Consider the following 22,099-nt stretch of genomic DNA (forward strand, 5'->3'; position numbering starts at 1 on the left):
TCCATGGCGAATACACATCCATGGGCGAATACATAAACTGACAAAGGGCTGGCTGGTGAGGCTTACAGGTTATGGATGATGGGCATGCCCTCCTAGCTTGCCCAACAGGCCAAAATGAAGCATCATGCGTCAAACGCATCCCAACTTCTTGAAGGTTGACGGATCAGATTGATTTCATATCTCCAGATCTATCCAGATCTATAGTTGAAGATAAGGCAGGATTGATCGACTTGTGCAGAGCTTCAAGGTTTTGGGTACTGTTTTGTTGAAGCGGCTCAGACCTGTGGCTCGCCTGGATAAGCCGACAGATAAGCCGAATAGGGACGTTTGATATGTCGTAACCAAAAGTCCTCACAAGAACTGAGATGGATGGGTTTAAGAGCTATGGTTCAGCGGGATATGCAGGGTGTGGCTGGAGAGCAGAACTCTCAAAGTTCGTGGCGATCGCGCCTTCCTATCAGAGAACTGTCTGCCGCAGCGGCGATCGCTGGATGCCTTGGTCTGCTGGTGGTGCTGCAATTGCCCCAACTGCGCCAGCTTCAAGTTCGCAGTCAAACCGCGACCGAAGCCGAAATTGAACAAGATTTAACCATTCAGCGGGCTCGGCTCAATGTTTTGCGATCGCTCCCCTCCTTTGGCTTTCAAAACCTCATCGCCAACTGGACGTTTCTCAATTTCTTGCAATACTTTGGCGACAAAGAGCTGCGACAACGCACCGACTATAGTCTTAGCCCCGAGTTTTTCGACATTGTTCTCAGCCGCGATCCGCGATTTTGGCAAGCTTACCAGTTTGTGTCTACCAGCACCTCCATGTATGCAGGACAACCAGAGCGGGCCGTCGGCATTATGAACCAAAGCCTGCAATACGTGACTCCAGAGGCTCCGCCCCAAGCTTTTTACGCTTGGCGCATCAAGGGAATTGATGAGCTGCTGTTTTTGGGGGATATTCCTGCTGCTCAGCAGTCGTTTGAAACTGCCGCCGCTTGGGCTGAAGCATCCAGTTTGCCCGAGGCCGCCTCCGTTGCTGACTTCTCTCGCCAAACGGCTGCATTTTTGGCCAACAATCCCGATAGCCGCTTTGCTCAGTTTTCAGCCTGGTTTATGGTGTTGCAAACTGCTCCTGATGACGAAACTCGGGCGATCGCGGTTCAGCGTATTGAGAGCTTAGGTGGTGCGATCGTACAAAACGAGGATGGCACCTACCAGGCGATTCCTCCGTCATCTGACTAAATCTCGATCAGGGCTCTTTAGCGCTGCATTTCTCAGCGATTTCCCACAGCACCGCAGCCAGAATCTATAATCCTAGTAATTCCGTACAGGCGGAACTCACACCCCCAACAGGGCAATCCATGGTGAAATCTGGACTTTAACTGATGTCGCGATCGCTCATCCTTTTTCGTCCAGACTGCATCGATTATGAAATTAAGTTAAGATTAGTTAACAACTAACCAAGATGCTCTCAGTCTTAAGCAGACATTCTTTTATAAAGAAAGCTCCATAGCAAGCCAGATGCCTCATTGGTACTTTGTCTGAGAAGCACGTCTAGAACAAACGTTATAGCCTCATCAATCAGTCCATTAGGAGGAATATCCTCAGTGAACAAGCGGTGGAGAAACGCGGGACTATATGCCCTTCTGGTTGTCGTTGTCATCTTCTTGGCAACGGCGCTGCTCGATCGGCAGCCCCCCAATATACAAACATGGCGCTATGCCCCACAGTTTATTGAAGCTGTGCAAACGGGTCGCGTCGAAAAAATTACGATTAGTTCCGATCGCACTCGTGCCCTAGCGCAAACAACCGAGGGCGAGAAAGTCGCAGTCAACCTGCCTAGCGACCCCGATCTCATCGAGATTCTGACCCAGAACGATGTGGACATTTCGGTCGCACCTCAAGCCGAAGAGAACATCCTGACTCGGGTGCTGGGTACGCTGTTGATTCCCTTCTTGTTGCTGCTGGTGCTGTTCTTTGTGCTACGTCGCGCCCAAAGCGGCCCTGGTAGCCAAGCTATGAACTTTGGAAAGTCCAAAGCTCGTGTGCAGATGGAACCCCAAACTCAAGTAACTTTCACGGATGTGGCAGGTATCGACCAGGCCAAGCTGGAATTGGCCGAGGTCGTAGACTTTTTGAAGAATGCCGATCGCTTTACTGCTGTAGGCGCCAAGATCCCTAAAGGTGTGCTGCTCGTTGGCCCTCCAGGAACGGGTAAAACCCTGTTGGCTCGTGCCGTTGCAGGTGAAGCAGGTGTGCCTTTCTTCTCCATCTCAGGTTCTGAGTTTGTGGAAATGTTTGTGGGGGTGGGTGCATCCCGCGTTCGCGACCTATTTGAGCAAGCGAAGGCCAACGCTCCCTGTATCGTATTCATTGACGAAATTGATGCCGTGGGCCGTCAGCGGGGTGCTGGGCTTGGCGGTGGCAACGATGAGCGTGAGCAAACCCTGAACCAACTGTTGACCGAAATGGATGGTTTCGAGGGCAATACAGGCATCATCATCATTGCTGCGACCAACCGCCCGGATGTGTTGGATGCGGCGTTGCTCCGCCCCGGTCGTTTTGACCGTCAGGTGGTGGTCGATCGCCCTGATTACCAGGGTCGTTTGGATATCCTCAAAGTTCATGCCCGTGGCAAAACTCTTGCCAAGGATGTGGATCTGGAGAAGATTGCTCGGCGATCGCCCGGGTTTACAGGTGCAGACCTGTCCAACCTGCTCAACGAAGCCGCAATTTTGGCTGCTCGTCGCAACCTCACCGAAATCTCGATGGATGAAGTTAACGACGCGATCGATCGCGTGTTGGCGGGTCCCGAAAAGAAAGATCGGGTGATGAGCGAGAAGCGCAAGCAGCTAGTGGCATTCCACGAAGCTGGTCATGCTCTAGTTGGCGCACTCATGCCCGACTATGACCCCGTGCAGAAGATCAGCATTATTCCTCGCGGTCGTGCGGGTGGTCTCACCTGGTTCACCCCCAGCGAAGAGCGCATGGACTCCGGTCTGTACTCCCGCTCCTACCTGCAAAACCAAATGGCGGTAGCTCTGGGTGGCCGCGTGGCTGAAGAGATTGTCTTTGGCGATGAGGAAGTCACCACAGGTGCCTCGAATGACCTGCAACAGGTCGCTCGCGTGGCTCGCCAGATGGTAACCCGGTTTGGAATGAGCGAGCGCCTGGGACCTGTGGCTTTGGGCCGTAGCCAAGGCGGCATGTTCCTAGGACGCGACATCATGGCTGAGCGCGACTTTTCGGAAGAGACTGCCGCTGCCATTGATGACGAAGTTCGCAACTTGGTGGAGCAGGCATACCGCCGCGCCAAGAGTGTGTTGGTTGACAACCGCTCTGTGCTCAATCGACTTGCCGAAATGCTAGTTGAGCGAGAAACCGTCGATTCGGAAGAGCTGCAAGACTTGCTCGCTAACAGCGATGTGAAGATGGCGTCTATTCCTTAATCGGTTTAGTTTCTAAGGCAATAACTGCAAGAGGGCTCTGTGCGTCGCGCAGGGCCCTCTTGGTTCATGCTGATTGGTTTATGCTGGCGGTTTGTTTCTTTATTGTTCAGAAGACTTGCTGCATGAATGGCTTTTTGCAAGATGAATCGTGGCGCGGCGGTACCGCGCCACGATTTATGCAGGAGGAGGTTTAGGGTTTCAAACTGTTTGACTCAGTACCGAAGCCTAAATGCCCACAGCTCGGTCAAATCGCAACATCTCAAGACTGCGATCGCCATACACGCCCTCAATTTGCTGGCGGCAACAGTCAATTGCAAAATCATTCAGTTCAGATTCTTCTACCCCATACATTTCCTCAAATGTGGGTGCCTCAACCCGGCAGAACGAGGGGCGATCGCAGTAAATTCGGCACTCGCGATTGACATGGTCAAAATTCACACACCAGCCATCCTCGCCGACCAGGCTCAGGTACAGCGCCAACTCCTGAGGAGAAAGGTAGGTATCGAGGTCGGGGCGATCGCTCGGATCGAGATGACAGCACGCACCACATTGCTTCACACATTGCCAAGTTGCCATAGAACTAAGTCGCGATCGCCCCACGAAACAAAATACTGAACCTCTTGATTGTAGACATGGCTGAGCTATCATCGCTCAACAGTCTTTTTCCCTAGAGCCTCGTGGCCTGGTGCCCCGAACGCAAGCATATGTTGAGATTTGTATACATGGCATAAGTTTTCTGAGAAGATAGAGCCCTTCCCCAGGTAAAATGTCTCGTAGGTTTCAGGTAAGACACCAAAATTAATTCATTTTAGGTTCGAGGAAACAATGGATTTTATCTCCAACATCAACTGGGAAGCGATGGTTCAGTTGGGCCTAGTGGCGATGATTATGTTATCCGGGCCGATCGTAATCTTTGTGCTAGCTGCTCGGGGCGGCGACCTGTAATTACTTCATCTAGACATCTTAGGGAACGGATTTCCGCTGAGATTTTGGCTGATGTCGCTACAGATTGTTTCTGTACGATCTCAACCTACTTTATAGTCTCCCTAGTTCGCCAGAGTTGCTCTCGCTAGGGAGTCCTTTCTATAATTTGAGCTATCGTAACGAAGCCGCATTTTTTTTAGAAATCTGACCTCTCTTAAACGTTTCTATAAACTTTCGTGTTTTTTTCCAAAACATGATCACCAAACTTGGACAGCTGATTTGAGTCCAGGGTGATAATATTGCGGTGACTATTTCTCCTTGAAGGAACTGTCGTGATCCGCTCTGCAACTCTCACTCTTCATCCCCCGCTGCCTCCGCTTGCCGAAAACAGCCGCCTGCGGCTATTTTCAGGTTGTGCCAATCCAGGTTTATCCCAAGAGGTTGCTCGCTATCTCGGGATGGATTTGGGCCCTATGGTACGCAAACGGTTTGCGGACGGCGAGCTCTACATTCAAATTCAAGAATCCATTCGAGGCTGTGACGTTTACCTGATGCAGCCAAGCTGCCATCCGGTCAATGACCACCTGATGGAGCTGTTGATTATGATTGACGCCTGCCGTCGGGCCTCAGCAAGGCAAATTACTGCGGTAATTCCTTACTATGGCTACGCCCGCGCCGATCGTAAAACTGCAGGCCGTGAATCCATTACGGCAAAACTGGTCGCTAACCTGATTACGCAAGCTGGTGCGAGCCGCATCTTGGCCATGGATTTGCACTCTGCTCAGATTCAAGGCTACTTTGACATTCCGTTTGACCATGTGTATGGATCGCCGGTCATTATCGACTACTTGGCCAACAAGCAGTTGTCTGACATTGTGGTTGTTTCGCCGGATGTTGGCGGCGTGGCTCGTGCCCGAGCCTTTGCCAAAAAGCTAGACGATGCCCCGTTAGCCATCATCGACAAGCGCCGTCAGGCCCACAACGTGGCGGAAGTGATGAACGTAATTGGCGATGTTGCTGGAAAAACGGCCGTTATGGTCGACGATATGATTGACACGGCAGGAACGATTTGTGAGGGTGCCCGTTTACTGCGACAGCAAGGGGCTCGCCAGGTGTATGCCTGTGCTACCCATGCTGTATTTTCACCGCCAGCAATTGAGCGGCTGTCAAGCGGTTTGTTTGAAGAAGTGATTGTCACCAATACAATCCCCATGCCCGAAGATCGGCGCTTCCCGCAGCTCACGGTACTCTCTGTTGCCAACATCATTGGAGAGACGATTTGGCGGATTCATGAAGATAGCTCGGTGAGCAGCATGTTCCGTTAACCCGTTGCTGGGGTTTTGACGTTGAATTCTCTCTGTAAGAGCCCCATGTATTGCGTGGGGCTCTTGCTTTAGTCTGGTTTGCTGGAACGCGCTGTCTGTTTCGGCGCAGGTTTTTTCTGAAGGATGTGCGTACCCCCAGGCCTTACGCAGTTGAATAATTTTTGGAGCGCTAAGTCTCCAAAAATTATTCAACCCCCTGGCTTTTCGGATGAAGTGCGTAAGCCCTAACCCCCAGCCCTTTCAAGGTGCCCCAAATCGAAGCCTACTTCTGCGAGGATAGGCACAGCCAACCTGTGCATCAGTGAGAGTAGAACTATGTTGGGAGCAATCTTCGAACGCTTTGTCGAGCAAAGCCCAGTCAGGGTGATGGTTCGGGGGTTGATGGAGCGTGTGTTCGCCCCAGAGTCAATGAATGAGTTGTTTGAAGCAACTGCCCAGGTTCAGTACACCCGAGAACTGCTGTTTTCTCACGTTGTAGACCTGATGAGCCTGGTGGTGTGTGCGATTCCCCCCTCGGTTCACGCGGCTTACCGAGCTAAAGCCCAAGATATGACGGTGAGCTTAAGTGCCTTCTACGGAAAACTCAATGGCATTGAGCCCCAACTCAGTCGTGCATTCGTTCAGCACACCGCCTCTCCCTTGGCCGATGTGGTGCGGGAACTGGGAGGCGAAGCCCGCTCCTGGGTCGAGGGCTACCGCGTCAAGCTCGTCGATGGCTTGTGGTTAGCCTCAACCGAGCATCGGCTCAAACCCTTGCGCACCGAAGCTGCTGCTCCCCTACCCGGAAAAAGCTTGGTGGTCCTCCAACCCCAGTTGCATCTGGCGACGGATGTGTTTCTCTGTGAGGACGGCCATGCTCAGGAACGGGCTTTGCTAGAGGAGGTTTTGCAGAGTGTCGAGCCCCATGACCTATGGATAGCGGACCGCAATCTGTGTACTCTAGGGTTTCTTTTTGGCTTGCAGCACCGCCAAGCCAGCTTTGTCATCCGCCAGCATGGCTGCTTACCCTACCAAGCACTGGATGCGCTTCAACCAGTTGGCAAAAGCCAGACGGGCGACGTATTTGAACAGCGGATTACGATCCAACAGAACAACGATGCGATGAGTCTGCGCCGGATTGTGGTGCACTTGTCCCAACCGACCCGCGATGGCGATCGCCAAATCGCCATCCTGACGCCCCTTGTGTCTGAAGCGGCTTCGGCGCTGGACGTGGCTCAGTTGTATCGCGAGCGGTGGACGATTGAGGAATTCTTCCAATCGGTGACGCTCAATTTTGAAGGGGAAATTCAAACGTTGTCCTATCCTAAAGCGGCCTTGTTTTGCTTCTGCATGGCGTTGGTGGCGGCCAATATTCTCGCGGTCGTTCGAGCTGCCTTAGCAAGCGTGCATGGCGTTGGCAAAGTTGAAGCGGGGTTATCAGACTTCTATTTGGTCGATGAAGTCCAGAATGTGTATCGGGGCATGATGATTGCCATTGAACCAGCCCAGTGGGAGGTGTTTGAGTCCTTTTCCGTTTCTCAGACCGCCCAACTCCTGCAACAGTTAGCGGCTCATGTCCGTTTAGCGTCGTTTCTAAAAACGCCCAGAGGACCTAAAAAGAAAAAGCCTCCGCTCAAACCGAACCCTAAAAAACCGCATGTCTCAACGGCAAAGCTGCTGAAGCAACCTCCAACCTCACCTTGAAAGGGCTGGCCCTAACCCCTTAGTCAAGTCTGGTTTTGTGCACGCAAAAATGAGGACTTTGGCTTATCCAGAGCTGACGTTGGTTTAGTATGAATGACCTGGCATCGACTGCACGTTGTCGCCGATCGCCAATATTTTTCCAGCCTCAGTTGCTGCGACTTGGGTGTTCAAGGTGAGCTTGTAGAAATGGTTGAAGCGGCTGGTGGGTGCCTGGGTGGGTAGAGTCGCTTGGCGCTGAGCGGCAAAGAGCGCTTGAAACTGAGGAATGCGATCGCCCGTTTGGGGATGGCGCGTTGGCACAATGCAGCGCTGGCAGGGATTGCAGCTCATGAGCATCGCTGAGCCAACCTGTAATGCAATTGGAGCGCCAGTGGGCGTAAACTGCTCGTCTTCCCAAAAAGCGGGAACATTCCCAATTTCTAAGTTGGTGCGAAAGCGCTGCCGAGCCTCGTCAACGGTCATTCCTGGAAACCAGGAGGCAACTGTTTCTAATGTCGCAGTGCTAACCACCGTAGGGCCTGAGGCGTGGGTATCGTCGGGAAAACCCATGTGGGTGTTTTGCTGCAGGGTGATGGATTCCCCAAAGTAGCTGCTGAGCCAGTGCTCTAGCGCTGGGCGATCGCCATCTAAATGAAACGATTGGGGCGTGAGCGTTTTGGTAGATAGGGTGACCACCCGGTTGGGCAAATCAAATTGGGCGCGGATGTGGTGCACAGCCTCGGTGCGTTTGGCATTCACAACCCGGCCCGCTGCGTCGAATAAAGCAAACTCGCGATCGCCCGCCAGTGCTCCTCCTGGCAACAGCGAAACCTGCGATCGCTCAACGCCATCGAGCGACTTGATAGGGTAAATCCAAATGTGGGCAAGGTGGGGCATAGCAAAGCCAGATAAGGAAAGGGTTTCAAGCAGAATAGCGCTTAGGCTAAAAACAATAAACTGCCAACTGCTAGCGAAACTAGAATCGCGTTGTAAATGGCATGATCGGCAGTGCTGGCTGCAACACCTGCATCCTGAGCCTGAGATAAATTGCCCGTGGCCCTGAGTGTGCGATCGCACACCCATTTGTAGCGACAAGCGAACAAAAAACCCGGCAGAATCAGCACAATGCCACCAATCAGCGGAATGCCGGCAATCACATGAATTAACCCAAACACCATGGAGCGTCCCGTAATTTGCGGCCAGGTATTCGCGCCTCGGCGAAAAATGCGCTCTTCTAGCCTCGCCCAAAAGGGAATGCCCAACAGCAGCAATAGCCAAAACAGCCCAATCACGATTGCCGCCCAAGGGACGGTGCCATGCGATAAAGCCGTTGAGGCCGTTTCTGGGGGTGGTGTAGGCAACGGTCCCGATGGAGGTGGCATGGCCTTTGTGGATGCTGATGTGGCGATCGCATTGATGGGTTGAAAGATGATATTTCCGGGTTGCCCAAATACGAGATCCGCCCAGCCCAGCCGCAGCACGGGCGGTACCCTGCGCTCTAGGGTGGTGTAGGTTCCCAACGTGAGCACCACAATGCCAAAGGCCCGTATATAAGTCAGCCAAGGATGGTGAAAATACGTTTGCCAAATGACGCGAAACCGAGACCGATGCCTCCACAGGTCAACTGCTAGCAATCCCACAATGCCCACTGCCAGAAGCCCCGGCAGCCCAGCCCGCAACTGCTCCATCCACTGGCCCTGTGCATAGGCAAACACCAGAAACAAGGCCACCAGCACCGCCAAGCGTACCTTGAGAAAGTTGAGGATGGTGAAAAGATTTTGACCCAGAGCGCGTCGCTGAGCGGGATGTACAACATGGTGAAGGATGGTTCCACTCATCACGAGACTCCCTACGCGATATAGGGAGGCCATGTAGTCCTTGGGCTTGCGCTGAAGCGCCTGATCAAAGCTGGCGATCGCTTCTGAATACTGCCCCAGCCGCAGATAGGCCAAGCCGCGATTGATCCAGGCCAAACCATTCCACGCTTCGGGATGGCTAACCAACGCAAGGGACTGGTCAAAGCTGGCGATCGCTTCTGCCCAACGCCCCAACCGCAGCAGTGTGGTTCCCTGGTTGCACCAAGCGCGAGCAAACGTTGGCGATAGCTCCACGGCTTTGCGAAAGCTGTCCAGAGCCAACTGCAGCCGTTGCTCCACTAAGAAAATAACGCCCCGGCTGTTCCACCCGTCTGCAAGTTCTGGCTGAAGGGCGATCGCGCGATCGCACAACTTATGGGCCTGTTTTCGCTTTCCAGTGATGGCCAGCAGCGACGAAATGGCGCTGAGTAGTAGTGCATTCTCTGGCTCAATCTTGAGCGCCTGGGTATAGCTTTGGATGGCATTGGCATATTGGCCCAAACTGCGCTGAACATGGCCGCGATCGCTCCATACCTGCACCATTGGCGTAGCACTACAGGCGATCGCTTGGTCAAAACAGCAGAGCGCTTGAGTGGGCTGGCCCAGCTCTATCCAGGCCAGGCCGCGATAGTAGTGAGCCAATGGTGCATCGGGTTGGTGGGTTAATGCTGTGTTGCAATGGGTGATCGCCTGCTGAGGTTCCCCCCGGCTTAACGACAGAATCGCCATTCGAGTCAATAGGTGCGATCGCTCTTGGGCAGATAGTGCGGCACTGGCTAACTGCTGCTGGCACTGAGCCAACGTAAACTTGGCGGCAAACAGCGAAAATGGGCGATCGCCTTCATCGGCTCCTGCCTCTAGCGGCACGTTCCCATCCAACGCTTCACAATCTTCATTGGCCTTTTTTGATGAACGCACGCCAAATCATCCGCAACGAGTATCCCTCAAGATGATAGCCTTTGAAATTGGGAGTTTAGAAGGAGCAATCTCATGGCTGAAGGGCAAGATCCCTCCACAGTGATGAAACAACAGGTTGGCAAAGCTGCCGCCGATCTTGTCAAATCTGGATCGATTGTTGGGTTGGGCACGGGATCAACCGCCGCATTCATGATTCAGTTTTTGGGAGAAAAGCTCAAATCGGGCGAACTCACCGATATTAAGGGCATTCCCACCTCGTTTCAGGGGTCGGTGCTGGCCAAGCAGTACGGCATTCCCCTCACCACCCTGGACGAAGTCGATCACATCGATATCGCCATCGATGGAGCGGATGAAGTTGATCCCCACAAGAACCTGATCAAGGGCGGTGGTGCAGCCCACACTCAAGAAAAAATTGTGGATTGCTTGGCCGAGCAGTTCATCGTGGTGGTGGATGGTTCCAAGATCGTGGATAAGCTGGGCACCACCTTTTTGCTGCCTGTAGAAGTGGTGCCGATGGCCATTACCCCCGTCATGCGCAAAATCCAACAGTTGGGCGGTATGCCAACCCTGCGCATGGGCGTGAAGAAGGCTGGTCCTGTGGTGACAGACAATGGCAACCTAATTGTGGATGTGAAGTACGAGGGCGGCATCGACGACCCCGCTGGCTTGGAGCAAACCCTGAACAACATTCCCGGTGTGGTGGAAAATGGCCTCTTTGTTGGCGTCACTGATAAAGTGCTGATTGGCGAAATCAAAGACGGAATGCCCATTGTGCGCGAAATGTAGGCATTGAATTTGATGTTGAGGTGGGAAGGGCGATCGCCCTTCCTCAGTCTCCAAAAGGTGCAAGGGAAGCCACTTGGTTTTTCTTGCATCTTTTTTTGGGCCAGGACTTACGTTGGCTTTTGTCGTGCCCTGAACCCCGCAAATCGGTGGATTGTTGCTACTTTTGGAAAGGTAGAGCCTAATGTTTTGGAATGCTGAGAGACGTTGATAGAGACATTTGGGTTGCCGAACAGCCATTTCGCTACTTTGGACTCAGCATTGGCACCAGAATGACGGTGATTCGGCTGGACAATCAAGAGCTGGTCGTGATTTCTCCCATTCAGATTACAAATGAACTGTCGAGCCAGCTGGAGGAACTAGGTACCGTTCAGCACATTATTGCGCCCAATTTGTATCACTACCTGTTTGCCGCAGATTTCAAAGCAGCTTATCCCCATGCGACGTTTTGGGCAGTACCCGGCTTAGAGACAAAACAACCCAACTTGGCGATCGACCAAATCATTCCGCAGAACGGAAATAGCCCGTGGAATGGCCTTGAGTCCGTGATGCTGGATGGATTTAGAACCGTTGGTGTGGCGAGATTTGACGATCTAAACGAATGCGTCTTGTTTCATGCGGCAAGCCGGACACTGATATTGACGGATACGGCATTCAATTTTGATGAGAGCTTTCCCCTCATCACGCAACTGGCCACCAGAATCGTCGGCAGTTACAACACCCTCAGTCCATCGTTATTGGAACAGGTGGCAACCCACGACAAGCAAGCCGTAAAAGCGGCGGTTGAACGGGTGTTGCGCTGGGATTTTGAGCGAGTGATTGTGGCTCACGGCAGTATCGTGGAGCAAAATGGGAAAGAGAGATTCAAGCAAGGATACGAGCGGTTTCTAGGCCAAACCCTTGGTGCGGCTGTGTAACCCAAACGGCTCTCCGGTTGTGGGGTGAATGCCCGTAGCCATCTAGTCCCGCGTTGTTGAGCCGTTTACCCGTTTTACGTTTGTTTTGGCGTATTTTTCCCAATGGACTATCGCAGATTTGGACGAACTGAACTTTCCATGCCGGTGTTTTCCTGCGGCGGCATGCGCTATCAGCATCAGTGGAAAGATATGCCTGCATGGCAAATTCCCAAAGCGAGCCAGGACAACCTGGAGGCCACGATTCGCCGTGCGCTAGAAGTCGGCATCAACCATATTGAAACAGCTCGGGGCTATGGCACCTCGGAAGTGCAGTTGGGGCAAATTTTACCCAAGCTGCCCCGCACCGACATGATTGTGCAAACCAAGGTGTCGCCCAACGCTGATCCAAAAGCCTTTCGAGCTGATTTAGAGCGATCGCTCGCCAACCTCAAGCTGGATTACGTGGATCTGCTAGGCATTCACGGCATCAACACACCCGAGATCCTGGAGTGGACCATGCGCCCTGGCGGTTGTTTGGAGATTGCCAAACAGTACCAGGCCAAGGGTCGGGTGCGGTTTATTGGCTTTTCGACTCATGCGCCTACCGAGGTGATTGTGGAGGCGATCGCCACCAACCAGTTCGACTACGTGAACCTGCACTGGTACTACGTCAACCAAATCAACTGGAGGGCGATCGAAGCGGCAACCCAGCACGATATGGGCGTGTTCATCATTAGCCCATCCGACAAAGGCGGTATGCTGTACAAACCCCCGCAAAAGCTAGTGGATTTGTGCGCTCCGCTCAGCCCAATCGTGTTCAATAACTTGTTTTGCCTCAGCCATTCTCAAGTTCACACCCTCAGCATTGGCGCATCCAATCCCCAGGACTTTGACGAGCATCTGAAAACGCTGCCCCTGCTCGATCGCGCATCGGAAGTCCTACCGCCGATTCTGGAGCGTTTGGAGCAAGAAGCCATTCGCGTGCTGGGCGAACGCTGGTACAAAACCTGGGAAGTGGGCCTACCCCGCCGCGAAGACACCCCCGGCGGCATGAACATTCGCACCATTTTGCTGCTGCGCAACCTGGCGCTGGCATTTGGGCTAGAAGAGTACGCCCGCACCCGCTACAACATGCTGGGCAATGCGGGCCACTGGGTTCCTGGCACGAAAGCCGACACCGTACACGAACTCGACCTGCGCGCTTGCTTGGTCAATAGCCCCAACGCCGCCATCATTCCCCAAGTTCTGGCCGAGGCACACCAGTTGCTAGGCGGCGCAGATGTGAAGCGGCTGTCGCAGCAATAGCCGGAGTTCGGCTTCGCCCAGTGTATTCGCTTTCCGCCCAAACACCCAACACCCAACACCCTAACCCCCCAAGGGTTTTTGACTGGGAACACCAACCCCTCTCGGAAACTCACTGGGAGTGGGTGCAACTTTTTGCAAATGGATGCAGGTGCGGATGCTGTGGCTAAGGGGAGTTGAGAATTGCTCTACCTGGGCGATCGCCCCACCTAAGCTCTTTGCCGCGATCGCCAGTTTTTTTTCTTCTTCAGGTGTCCATTGCCCGCGATACAGCACGGCATGGCCACCCACCGCCACCAGCGGCAGCGCATACTCCGCGCAAACATTGGCCGCAGCCACGGCTCGCAGCGTCGCCAGGTCGTACTGCTCGCGATGATGAGGATCTTGTCCCAATGCCTCGACGCGATCGCTCACCGTTTGGGCATTGGGCAACGGCAGCTGCTCAATGAACCCATCCAGGAACAAGATTTTCTTGCGGGTGGAGTCCATAAGGGTGACGGAAAGTTGGGGAAGGGCGATCGCCACGGGTACACCAGGAAATCCTGCCCCTGTGCCAATGTCAATCAACCGGGAGGATGCAACCTCTGCCGGATTGGCCAGCATCCACTGCACACCGCTGAGTGAATCCCACAAGTGCTTTTCCCAAAACTCTTCTGGCTCGGTAATGCGCGTGAGGTTAAGGCTACGGTTCGCGACCAAAATTTGCTCGTACAGCGCCTGAAACTGAGCCTGTTGCACGTCTGTCGGCCGCCAGCCAAGGGTCGATTGCCAGCAGTCGAGCAACACAGGAAGGGCAGGAGCAGAAGGGTGAGCCATGGAATCGTGAAGCAGAAATTTTGGTAAATCAACAAAAAATGGGCATGTGGCAAACCGATCTGTGTGCCGTTAGGAGGGAACCTGAGTTTTCATCAGTTGAGAGGGTTCGACCGATTCCAAAATGCCGTGGTTGAGCGTCCAGCAGCGATCGGCGATCGCCGCCAACTCGCCCGCATCATGCGACACAATCAACAAGCTCCATTCCGTCTTCAGTTTGGTGAGCACATTGACCAATTGCTGCCGCATTGACCAATCCAACCCCGCCGTCGGTTCATCGAGCAACAGTAGAAACGGCTGACGAATGAGCTGCACCGCCAACGCCAATCGTCGCTGCTGCCCACCGCTGAGCGATCGCGGCGACTCACTGAGCGAAACATGGCCCAAGCCTACATCCTCCAATGCTTGATCGATGCGCTCCTTGGTCAATTCAGGATGGCCCAGCCGCAACTCTTCCAAAATGGTGCTGCCGCAAAAGTGGCGCTCTGGAAACTGAAACACCAACCCACCCAGCTGTTGCAAATCGTCAGGAGTTAATTCCTGATCGCGCCACATAATGTTGCCCGAGGTTTTTTTCGCCAGACCCGACATGATCTCTAAAAAGGTGCTTTTGCCCGATCCGCTAGGGCCGATCACCAACCCCAACTGCCGTGGTTCCAGCTCCAGGCTAATGGATTTTAGAATGGGCTCTGGTGTTGCGGCAGGATGGTAAACGAGATTTTGAATTCTCAGCATGAGGAGGGATAACAATCGGGCACGGCAAGTTCTCTCAATTGTGGCAAATAATGGAACTATGCGATGGGCAGTGCGTCAGAATTGTTCAATTGCCCCGCCGTGTCTGCCCCATTTTTTGCGTGTTTGTTGTTCACCATTGCGTTGCCAAAGAGTATGAATTTTTCTCGTTCTAACCCGATTCACGCCGGTTCATGTTCCTCTGCCAAAACACTGCGGGCAAGGTGGTACACGGCAAAGCGCGCTGTTACGACTCTGACGGGCAGTGTGGCAATTACCCTCAGTTTACTGGCTGCAGCCGGCTTGGCCGATCCATTTCGGAGCAGTGCGCCTCGCCAAGTTGACTCCCAGGCCGAGGCTGCATTTGAGGCCATGTTTCGAGATGGAGATTATGTGCAGGCCGCAGAATTTCTCAACTCGGCCTCGGCAGATGAACCCCTCACCCACGGACTCAGAGCTTCTATTGCTTACCTTAATGGCGACAAGAGCCAGCTTGGAGAGTACGCTCGACTCACGCTGGAGTCTGCCGAGCGTTTGGCGCAGCGTGATCCACTGCGGGGCAATATTTACTTGGCCGGGGGCCACTTTTTGGAAGGGGGCTACCTGATTGAAACTCAGGGTTTGGTTGCGGCAACTCCGCGTGTGCTGGGCAAGCTTCAGCAAGTGTTTGATCACCTGCGTCAAGCCGAAGCGATTGATGCTGCCGATCCAGAGCTGAACTTGCTGCGCGGCTTTATGGATTTGATGCTGGCGGTGAATTTGCCCTTTTCGAACCCGGCCCAGGCGATTGAGCGTTTTCAGACGAATGCAGGGCCATCCTATTTGGTGAATCGGGGTGTGGCGATCGCCTATCGTGACCTTAACCAGCCAGAGCAAGCTCTACAAGCGGTCAATCAAGCCCTGGAAGAAACGCCAGACAACCCCGAATTGTTGTACCTCAAAGCGCAAATTTTGGTGAAGCAAGGCAAAGATCAGGAAAGTACAACCTTCTTTGGTCAAGCGCTGGAACAGGTGTCTCAGCTACCGCTCAATGTGCGTATGCGCCTAGCCTGGGAAAGCTGCCGCACTAATAGCCGCATTAACCAACTGACCGATCAGCAAAGCCGCACTGAGTGCCAAGCTGCTCAGCAAGCCGTCGCCAATTTATAAAAATTGGCCAGTAAAATTGGCCAGGTTGGCAAAAGATTCGGGAGTAAAAGCTCTTGATGAGTAGACTGCCTACATGAATCGTTGTCCGACTCAGGACAACGATTCATGCTTCAACAAGCCATTCGTGCAGAAGGTTTAGGGAAGGCAGTTGGTAATCGGTATTCTGCGGATCGATTTCCGCCTTTCGAATTATCATCATTGCGAATTATCATCCCCCAAATACACTCAACGGCTGGTGCGGAATTCCCACCAGCCGTTGAGCATGTCGATGACGTTTGCTTGAAAAATGATGACTACTCTTGCGTGAGGCGAGAGCGATCGCCCGCTGAAATACAGGTTTGCATCGCTTGAGGGGTGGTGAGTGCAGAGGCATTTCGCACACCCGTTACGCAGTCAGCAAAGCGCTCAGGCAGCAAGCTGCGGCGGCAATTGTCCATGACGCTTACCAGCACAGGCTGATCCTCTTCTTGACCAATTTGGTTGACGCAGGTGGCCAAATCAATTGGACGACGCACCCGCGTACAGGCCTCCAGGACATCCGTTGCTGCTAGGCTATCGCGGTTGATGCCCGTAACGCAGCGCGACACATCCTGCGGCTTCAGGGCAGAGGCACAGGCACTCGCGGCTGTGGCTTCACCAATGCCCGTATCAATTAGGCTGCTGGTGCAAGAAGCATAGTCTCGAGCGTTGGGATTGAATCGATAGTCAGGTGTGAAAAATGCCTGCGCCGGAGCCGTTGGCACCCCGGCCAAGGTCACCCCAGCCGCCACCAACGATAGCGAAGAAAAGCGGAAAATGCGCGATCGCAAGCCTGTTTGTGCCATAACTCTATGATGTAAAGAATTGAGAAAACAGTAGCGCGTCAAAACGCGATCGATTTCAGAATCAGTGTATTCCGAATTATTCGCATCATCCTAACAGGTGGCTTTACTGCCGTCCCCAACTCCCCAACCGCGCCAATTCTAATTTTTGTTGTTGATGGGTTATGGATATTCAAGAAGAGCTGAACCGTCAGCGAGTAAAACACATTGTGAACAGCTACCGATTGGATGGCGAAGAGCACGATTCTTGCAATTTGTATTTACAAGAATTGCTGTCGCATTATCCGTCGCCGCTGGTTGAGCTGGCGTTGGTCGAGTCGTTGGTCGATCATTGGCTCACTACGCCCATGCCGCGTGGCACCAAGTTTTTGGCCTATACCCATCGCAAGCTGCGCATTTGGGAGGTCGATCCCATTAGCAGCACCCTCAGTCCTGACCAGTTTCAACAAATTACAGGACTTGACCCTGCTCCGGTATTTGGCCCACAAGAGCGGCCCCCGTCTCCGTCGGTAGAACGCACCTCCTAGGCCTATCGCGCTAGGAGCCTGAGTGGCTATGCACTAGAACGCTTTGGCGATCGCTACAATTCCAGCGACCGTTAGCCCTTCTTGCCTGAGGGTGGTGGCTGCGGCTCGTGCCGTTGATCCCGTTGTGTAAATATCATCGAAGAGTAAAATTTCAGTATTCCGCATTGGTCGCTTGAACGTAGGGCCAACGGCAAATGCACCAGTCATGTTATGCTCCCGTGCCGATACGGATAGGCCAAACTGCGCCGTTGTGGCTTTGATGCGCTGTAGTCCCTGTGTTGCTAGTGGTAGGCCGGTCGCACGGCAAAATGCGGCAGCCAGCAATTCTGCTTGATTAAATCCTCGTTGCTGTCGCTTCTCGGCATGGATGGGAATGGGCACTACCAGCAGTTTGCGCCGAGCGGCAGCACCCGTTTGCTTGGGCACTCGCTGCCAAGGGCTTGCCGCTAGGCGTCCCAGCGGCTGGGCGAGTTCTGGGTGGTTTTCGTACTTGAGGGTGGCGATCGCCCGTTTTAGCGTTCCTTCATAGCGGCCCCAAGCCAGCATTGGTAATTCGCCCTGCCAACATGCGTGTGGCGCATCCAACTGGCATTGATGCAACTGTCGCTCACAATCCTGACAAAATGCGATCGCCGCCGTGCGCTTACACAGTGCACAGCGCCCCGACACCACCAAGTTTAAAATCGGTTGAAACCAGGATAGACGAGACACGTAACTCCGTTATAGGGTTGAACTGAGCGATCGCCCCCACCGCGATAACCGCGAATGAGAAACAGGAAAAGATCGTTAACAAATCTATAATTCCGCACCATCGTGCAGGAATTAACATAGTCTTACCTCTTTGTCTTCTCATCTGGCACACGTTCACCCAATTCATCAATTTCGTACCCACTTACTAGAGAGATAACGGAAAAACTTAGCTGCCCATGGCTCTGAATAAACCCAACCGCGATTTACCTTCCATTAACGAACGTATTCGGTTCCCACAGGTAAGAGTGATTGACTCAGATGGCGGCAATCTAGGGGTCATGCCACCCCGAGAAGCGCTGAGAATTGCTGAGGAGAAGGATCTAGACCTTGTTCTTGTAAGCGGCGAAAAGGCAGATCCTCCGGTTTGCCGCATTATGGACTACGGCAAATACAAGTTTGAACAAGAAAAGAAAGCCCGCGAAGCCCGGAAAAAGCAGCATACTTCCGAAATCAAAGAAGTGAAGATGCGCTACAAGATCGAGCAGCACGACTACAACGTGTGCGTCAACCGAGCCGAGCGTTTTCTAAAATCGGGTGACAAAGTCAAGGCAACTGTCATGTTTCGGGGTCGCGAGATTCAGCACAAAGATATTGCTGAAACCTTGCTCAACCGCTTGGCAACCGACTTGCAGGAGCTTGCCGAAATTCAGCAAGCTCCCAAGCAAGAAGGCAAAAATATGATCATGATGCTTGGCCCCAAAAAAGTCTAAGGCGCATGGTTGGGCTGCCTCGCATTTGTCCAATAGCTTGAGTCAGGGCGATCGCCCGTCCAAGTTCTCCAGCACCCTGTTCAAACCAATGGGGTGCTGCTTATTTTTTGCGGATTTATCTTTGCGGATTTACGGGAGACGAGCCCACACGACGACATCCAGGCGGTCTATGTTGCAACAAAACGCAACACAAGCTGCAAAGATGACCCGAAACAAAACAGGCGTGGTTAGATGTTAGGCATTAGCAGGGAATACAAGAAGACATAAGCCAGCAATAAACCACGGTATGGATGTAAAAGAACTAACTCCCCCCCGAAATACCGGAATGCTAGGGCGACGGGTGCTGACATGGCTCAACTTACGACCCGAGGAAAGTGAACGCACCTTCCTCATGTTTGCCTACTACACCGCCACCTCCATTGGCATTCTTTGGCTAGAGGTGAGCGTAGCCGCTCTGTTTTTGGATGAATATGGGGCAGAATCGCTGCCGTGGATTTACATTGTGAGTGCGGGCATTGGCACCGTACTAGGCTCGTTTTACTCCCTGTTGCAAAAGTTTTTGCCCTTGCGCCGCACTATTGTCATCATTGCGGTGTTGATGGCGTTGCCGCTGCCGTTATTACGGATTGGGCTGGATACTGCCGTACTGGTGGGCCTGACTGTCTTCCTGATGCGGCTGTGGATGGAAGCAATTTACATTCTGAATGAGCTGAATACTTCCATTACTGCGAACCAGCTCTTCAATATTCGCGAAATTAAACGGACCTTTCCGCTCATTAGCAGTGGCGTCCTTGCAGCCGACGTGGTGAGTGGCCTGTCATTTCCCATCTTGCGACAGTGGATTGGTCTACCCAACGTCATCCTAATGGCCTGCCTGCTGCTGTTTATTGGGGCGGGCATTTTGTATTACTTAAGCCAGACCTATCACCAGTTCTTTCCTGATTCACCTAAGCGACGACTCGAAGAGCGCCAACCCGACTTCACCACGCGTCGGCTCAAGGGACCAATGCAGCGCTATGTGGTGCTGCTGGTGGCGTTTTTTGTGATGGCGCAAGTGCTGTGGCTGCTGCTGGATTTCCAGTACTTAGCTCAGCTAGAGCGCAATATGGATGTGAGTACGATCGCCGACTTTTTGGCCTTCTTTAGCGCGATTTTGGGCGCGTTTGAGTTGGCGGTGCAGTGGTTTGTGTCTAGCCGCATGATTGAGCGCCTGGGCGTATTTATTGTCACGATGTCGTCTCCAGCGCTCATTTTTGTGGTGAGTGCCCTGTCGCTGGGCGGCGTGTTCAGCATTTTTTGGGGCATGATTGTGCTGCGGTTTGTGGACGAGCTGCTGCGATACACGCTGCTAGCAAGTACTGGCCCCGTGCTATTTCAGCCGATTCCCGATATCAACCGCAGCCGAATGCAATCGTTTGTGCGAGGCATTGCGGAGCCGATTTCCTCCGGCATGATTGGGGTGGTAATGCTGGGGGTGATTTGGGTTTGCCGAAGGCTGCTAGGGCCAGCCGGAGAAGAAACAATTCAACAGGGGCAGAGTTTGGCCTTTTTGGGGGTGATTGCGCTGTGCAGTTTGGCCTGGTTGCTGACGGTGTGGCGGTTGCGATCGCGCTATCTCAATCTGTTAGTGATGACGGCAGCCCGAGGCGAGCTGAGCCTCTCGGAAGTGGATTTGCGATCGTTTAAGCGGCAGATTGCCGATGCGATGGGCGAACGCAACGAAGATGACCAAAAAGCGTGCGTTGAACTGTTGATGCATCTTGACCCCAAGAATGTGTCGGAGGTGTTGGCTCCGCTGCTGTCGCAGCTGTCGCCCGAACTCCAGCGCATGAGCCTTAAGGCGATGAACGAGGTACCGAATCCCGCCTATTTAGACAATGTGCGATCGCTGATTGAGCAACGGCCTACACCAGAAGTGCTGGCGCTGGCGTTGCGCTATGTGTGGCTGACGGAAACCGACCCCAATATTGACCAGTTGCGCGATTATTTGGCCCCAGATGTAGATCCCGAAGTGCGCGGTACGGCGGCTTCTCTGATGCTGCGGCGAGGCAATCCCCAGCAAAAAGCCGAAGCAACCGATACGCTGCGGCGCATGCTCACCCACAAGCGCGAACGCGAACGGGTGATGGGGTGTCGGGCCTTGGGAGAGGCGCTGTATTTGCAAGCCCTGCGGCTGTATATTCGACCTTTGTTGCAAGACGAATCGCTGCGGGTGCGCTGTGCCCTGTTAGAGGCGATCGCAGCCACGCGGCTTGAAGAGTTTTATCCATCGCTGCTGCGAGGGTTGCAGTACAAGTCCACCCGCGAGGCCGCGATGGAAGCTTTGGTGCGGTTGGGGGATGACGCGATTCCTCTACTGGTTTCATTGGGAGAGGATATCTACAAACCAGAGCTGCTTCGCACCTGCGCCTGGAAAACTCTGGGACAAATTGGCAGTGTCGAGGCGATTAATGCACTGGTATCGCACATGATGACCGCTTGGGGAACGACTCGCCGCTCCATTATGCGCATTTTGCTGAAGCTCCCTAACGAGAGCGGCATTGATGCAGTGGCCGATTTGTTAGGCCGTAGCGGCATTGAAATGTTAATCAACCAAGAATTGTCGTTTGTGGGACAGGTATACGCTAGCGTGCTGGACTTAGATCCGCAGGTGGTGCAGGGGCGCGAAGCTGAGCTATTACGGCGATCGCTCTTTGACCTAGTTGAAGATGCCAAGCAGCGGATTTTTTTGTTGATGCGCTTTTTATACTCCTCTGGCACCATCCAGGCGGCGGCGTTTAACCTCCAGTCCGACTCTTCCGAGAACAACGCCCGCGGCCTGGAAATTTTGGACAATACGCTCGATATTCAAAGTAAACAAACGTTGCTGGGCGTGCTGGAACCCGGCACCCCACGGGAAAAGCTGCGGGATTTGGCCGATTTTATTACCCATACGCCCTTGGCCCCGAGCGATCGCTTGCGCACCTTGCTAGAGCTACGCCACTTTTTGTCGGATTGGTCGCTGGCCTGCTGTTTTCACCTGGCACGACACCAGCGCTGGGGCATTACTCCCGAGCAAACAATCGCCGGGTTGCGGCATCCCATCGGCTTTGTACGCGAAAGTGTGTTGTCTTACCTAAAGGTGGCCTCGCCACGGACGCTGCGCGAGTTGCTGCCCATGTTGCAACACGACCCCGATCCGTTAGTGATTGCGCTACGCAACCAGCTCATGCAACAGTTGGGCATGGCCCCCTCCGTCAACGGTAGCCGCAATGGCCATCGGCGATCGCCCACAATCTCCACCCACCAACCAGGACTCGAACCCATCTAGTCCACCGCCATAAATACGGTTTAGGTTAAATCCTGTCGAGATTTGCCCTAAACCCTAAGAGCTGATTTATAAAGAGAAGCTAAAAGCCTGTTATGTTGAGCTTGTGCAGATTTTAGGCTGGATGTAGCCGAATGGGTGCTCATCATGACTCGTCTGCCAAAGATTGCCAATCCTATCCGTAAAC

At 53.4% G+C, this 22,099-nt stretch carries 19 protein-coding genes; 12 read left to right on the top strand and 7 right to left on the bottom strand.

Features of this window, described 5'->3' with window-relative positions:
* Positions 1-384 precede the first annotated feature (384 nt).
* Entirely contained in the window at positions 385-1,230 is an 846-nt protein-coding gene (locus tag ACQ4M4_RS17035; RefSeq protein ID WP_430685639.1) for a hypothetical protein, read from the top strand.
* A gap of 365 nt (positions 1,231-1,595) precedes the next feature.
* The gene (gene ftsH3, locus ACQ4M4_RS17040) at positions 1,596-3,437 is read left to right on the top strand and encodes an ATP-dependent zinc metalloprotease FtsH3 (RefSeq protein WP_430685640.1); all 1,842 of its coding nucleotides are present in this window, start codon (positions 1,596-1,598) and stop codon (positions 3,435-3,437) included.
* Between the two features lie 225 nt (positions 3,438-3,662).
* Here ftsH3 and ACQ4M4_RS17045 read toward each other — a convergent pair whose 3' ends face one another.
* Positions 3,663-4,013 (bottom strand): YkgJ family cysteine cluster protein, encoded by a 351-nt coding sequence (locus ACQ4M4_RS17045; RefSeq protein ID WP_430685641.1) that lies wholly within the window; start codon positions 4,011-4,013, stop codon positions 3,663-3,665.
* 249 nt (positions 4,014-4,262) lie between these two features.
* Between ACQ4M4_RS17045 and psb30 the strand changes: the two genes are divergently transcribed.
* From psb30 to ACQ4M4_RS17060, 3 genes are all read left to right on the top strand, one after another.
* On the top strand, positions 4,263-4,382 hold the full coding sequence (psb30, locus tag ACQ4M4_RS17050) for a photosystem II reaction center protein Ycf12/Psb30 (protein ID WP_430685642.1): 120 nt from the start codon (positions 4,263-4,265) through the stop codon (positions 4,380-4,382).
* 311 nt (positions 4,383-4,693) lie between these two features.
* The gene (locus ACQ4M4_RS17055; protein ID WP_430685643.1) at positions 4,694-5,686 is read left to right on the top strand and encodes a ribose-phosphate pyrophosphokinase; all 993 of its coding nucleotides are present in this window, start codon (positions 4,694-4,696) and stop codon (positions 5,684-5,686) included.
* Positions 5,687-6,001: 315 nt separating this feature from the next.
* Positions 6,002-7,369, top strand: coding sequence for a transposase (locus ACQ4M4_RS17060; protein ID WP_430685644.1), 1,368 nt, complete (start codon positions 6,002-6,004; stop codon positions 7,367-7,369).
* An 84-nt stretch (positions 7,370-7,453) separates the two neighbouring features.
* Here the strand turns inward: ACQ4M4_RS17060 and ACQ4M4_RS17065 are convergent, their stop codons facing one another.
* Positions 7,454-8,245 carry an MOSC domain-containing protein gene (locus ACQ4M4_RS17065; protein ID WP_430685645.1) on the bottom strand — a complete coding sequence of 264 codons (792 nt, stop codon included), beginning with the start codon at positions 8,243-8,245 and terminating at the stop codon, positions 7,454-7,456.
* 41 nt (positions 8,246-8,286) lie between these two features.
* Positions 8,287-10,122, bottom strand: coding sequence for a tetratricopeptide repeat protein (locus ACQ4M4_RS17070; RefSeq protein ID WP_430685646.1), 1,836 nt, complete (start codon positions 10,120-10,122; stop codon positions 8,287-8,289).
* A gap of 72 nt (positions 10,123-10,194) precedes the next feature.
* Between ACQ4M4_RS17070 and rpiA the strand changes: the two genes are divergently transcribed.
* From rpiA to ACQ4M4_RS17085, 3 genes are all read left to right on the top strand, one after another.
* Entirely contained in the window at positions 10,195-10,908 is a 714-nt protein-coding gene (gene rpiA, locus ACQ4M4_RS17075) for a ribose-5-phosphate isomerase RpiA (RefSeq protein WP_430685647.1), read from the top strand.
* A 191-nt stretch (positions 10,909-11,099) separates the two neighbouring features.
* Complete coding sequence (locus ACQ4M4_RS17080; protein ID WP_430685648.1) at positions 11,100-11,822, top strand: DUF4336 domain-containing protein; 723 nt, start codon at positions 11,100-11,102, stop codon at positions 11,820-11,822.
* Positions 11,823-11,960: 138 nt separating this feature from the next.
* Complete coding sequence (locus tag ACQ4M4_RS17085; protein WP_430685649.1) at positions 11,961-13,106, top strand: aldo/keto reductase; 1,146 nt, start codon at positions 11,961-11,963, stop codon at positions 13,104-13,106.
* A gap of 60 nt (positions 13,107-13,166) precedes the next feature.
* Here the strand turns inward: ACQ4M4_RS17085 and rsmG are convergent, their stop codons facing one another.
* Both rsmG and ACQ4M4_RS17095 read right to left on the bottom strand, forming a co-directional pair.
* Positions 13,167-13,919: a 16S rRNA (guanine(527)-N(7))-methyltransferase RsmG gene (gene rsmG, locus ACQ4M4_RS17090; RefSeq protein WP_430685650.1), complete on the bottom strand. Its 753-nt coding sequence runs from the start codon at positions 13,917-13,919 to the stop codon at positions 13,167-13,169.
* A gap of 69 nt (positions 13,920-13,988) precedes the next feature.
* Positions 13,989-14,651, bottom strand: a complete 663-nt coding sequence (locus ACQ4M4_RS17095) for an ABC transporter ATP-binding protein (protein WP_430685651.1) — start codon at positions 14,649-14,651, stop codon at positions 13,989-13,991.
* A gap of 153 nt (positions 14,652-14,804) precedes the next feature.
* Between ACQ4M4_RS17095 and ACQ4M4_RS17100 the strand changes: the two genes are divergently transcribed.
* Positions 14,805-15,797, top strand: coding sequence for a Sll0314/Alr1548 family TPR repeat-containing protein (locus ACQ4M4_RS17100; protein ID WP_430685652.1), 993 nt, complete (start codon positions 14,805-14,807; stop codon positions 15,795-15,797).
* Positions 15,798-16,090: 293 nt separating this feature from the next.
* Here the strand turns inward: ACQ4M4_RS17100 and ACQ4M4_RS17105 are convergent, their stop codons facing one another.
* Positions 16,091-16,621 (bottom strand): hypothetical protein, encoded by a 531-nt coding sequence (locus tag ACQ4M4_RS17105; protein ID WP_430685653.1) that lies wholly within the window; start codon positions 16,619-16,621, stop codon positions 16,091-16,093.
* A gap of 161 nt (positions 16,622-16,782) precedes the next feature.
* Between ACQ4M4_RS17105 and ACQ4M4_RS17110 the strand changes: the two genes are divergently transcribed.
* On the top strand, positions 16,783-17,145 hold the full coding sequence (locus tag ACQ4M4_RS17110; RefSeq protein ID WP_430685654.1) for a hypothetical protein: 363 nt from the start codon (positions 16,783-16,785) through the stop codon (positions 17,143-17,145).
* A gap of 33 nt (positions 17,146-17,178) precedes the next feature.
* Here the strand turns inward: ACQ4M4_RS17110 and ACQ4M4_RS17115 are convergent, their stop codons facing one another.
* Positions 17,179-17,856 (bottom strand): ComF family protein, encoded by a 678-nt coding sequence (locus ACQ4M4_RS17115; RefSeq protein WP_430685655.1) that lies wholly within the window; start codon positions 17,854-17,856, stop codon positions 17,179-17,181.
* A 215-nt stretch (positions 17,857-18,071) separates the two neighbouring features.
* Between ACQ4M4_RS17115 and infC the strand changes: the two genes are divergently transcribed.
* Entirely contained in the window at positions 18,072-18,605 is a 534-nt protein-coding gene (gene infC, locus ACQ4M4_RS17120; protein WP_430685656.1) for a translation initiation factor IF-3, read from the top strand.
* Positions 18,606-18,891: 286 nt separating this feature from the next.
* Positions 18,892-21,915, top strand: coding sequence for an MFS transporter (locus tag ACQ4M4_RS17125; RefSeq protein ID WP_430685657.1), 3,024 nt, complete (start codon positions 18,892-18,894; stop codon positions 21,913-21,915).
* Positions 21,916-22,099 lie beyond the last annotated feature (184 nt).

The sequence above is a fragment of the Leptolyngbya sp. AN02str genome, from assembly GCF_050565595.1.
In the GTDB taxonomy this organism is placed as follows: Bacteria; Cyanobacteriota; Cyanobacteriia; order Elainellales; family Elainellaceae; genus Kaiparowitsia.

Coding starts and splice junctions, on each gene's coding strand:
- ACQ4M4_RS17035 (WP_430685639.1), top strand. CDS start 385: ATGGTTCAGCGGGATATGCAGGGTGTGGCTGGAGAGCAGAACTCTCAA.
- ACQ4M4_RS17045 (WP_430685641.1), bottom strand. CDS start 4,013: ATGGCAACTTGGCAATGTGTGAAGCAATGTGGTGCGTGCTGTCATCTC.
- psb30 (WP_430685642.1), top strand. CDS start 4,263: ATGGATTTTATCTCCAACATCAACTGGGAAGCGATGGTTCAGTTGGGC.
- ACQ4M4_RS17060 (WP_430685644.1), top strand. CDS start 6,002: ATGTTGGGAGCAATCTTCGAACGCTTTGTCGAGCAAAGCCCAGTCAGG.
- ACQ4M4_RS17065 (WP_430685645.1), bottom strand. CDS start 8,245: ATGCCCCACCTTGCCCACATTTGGATTTACCCTATCAAGTCGCTCGAT.
- rpiA (WP_430685647.1), top strand. CDS start 10,195: ATGGCTGAAGGGCAAGATCCCTCCACAGTGATGAAACAACAGGTTGGC.
- ACQ4M4_RS17080 (WP_430685648.1), top strand. CDS start 11,100: ATGCTGAGAGACGTTGATAGAGACATTTGGGTTGCCGAACAGCCATTT.
- ACQ4M4_RS17085 (WP_430685649.1), top strand. CDS start 11,961: ATGCCGGTGTTTTCCTGCGGCGGCATGCGCTATCAGCATCAGTGGAAA.
- rsmG (WP_430685650.1), bottom strand. CDS start 13,919: ATGGCTCACCCTTCTGCTCCTGCCCTTCCTGTGTTGCTCGACTGCTGG.
- ACQ4M4_RS17095 (WP_430685651.1), bottom strand. CDS start 14,651: ATGCTGAGAATTCAAAATCTCGTTTACCATCCTGCCGCAACACCAGAG.
- ACQ4M4_RS17100 (WP_430685652.1), top strand. CDS start 14,805: ATGAATTTTTCTCGTTCTAACCCGATTCACGCCGGTTCATGTTCCTCT.
- ACQ4M4_RS17105 (WP_430685653.1), bottom strand. CDS start 16,621: ATGGCACAAACAGGCTTGCGATCGCGCATTTTCCGCTTTTCTTCGCTA.
- ACQ4M4_RS17110 (WP_430685654.1), top strand. CDS start 16,783: ATGGATATTCAAGAAGAGCTGAACCGTCAGCGAGTAAAACACATTGTG.
- infC (WP_430685656.1), top strand. CDS start 18,072: ATGGCTCTGAATAAACCCAACCGCGATTTACCTTCCATTAACGAACGT.
- ACQ4M4_RS17125 (WP_430685657.1), top strand. CDS start 18,892: ATGGATGTAAAAGAACTAACTCCCCCCCGAAATACCGGAATGCTAGGG.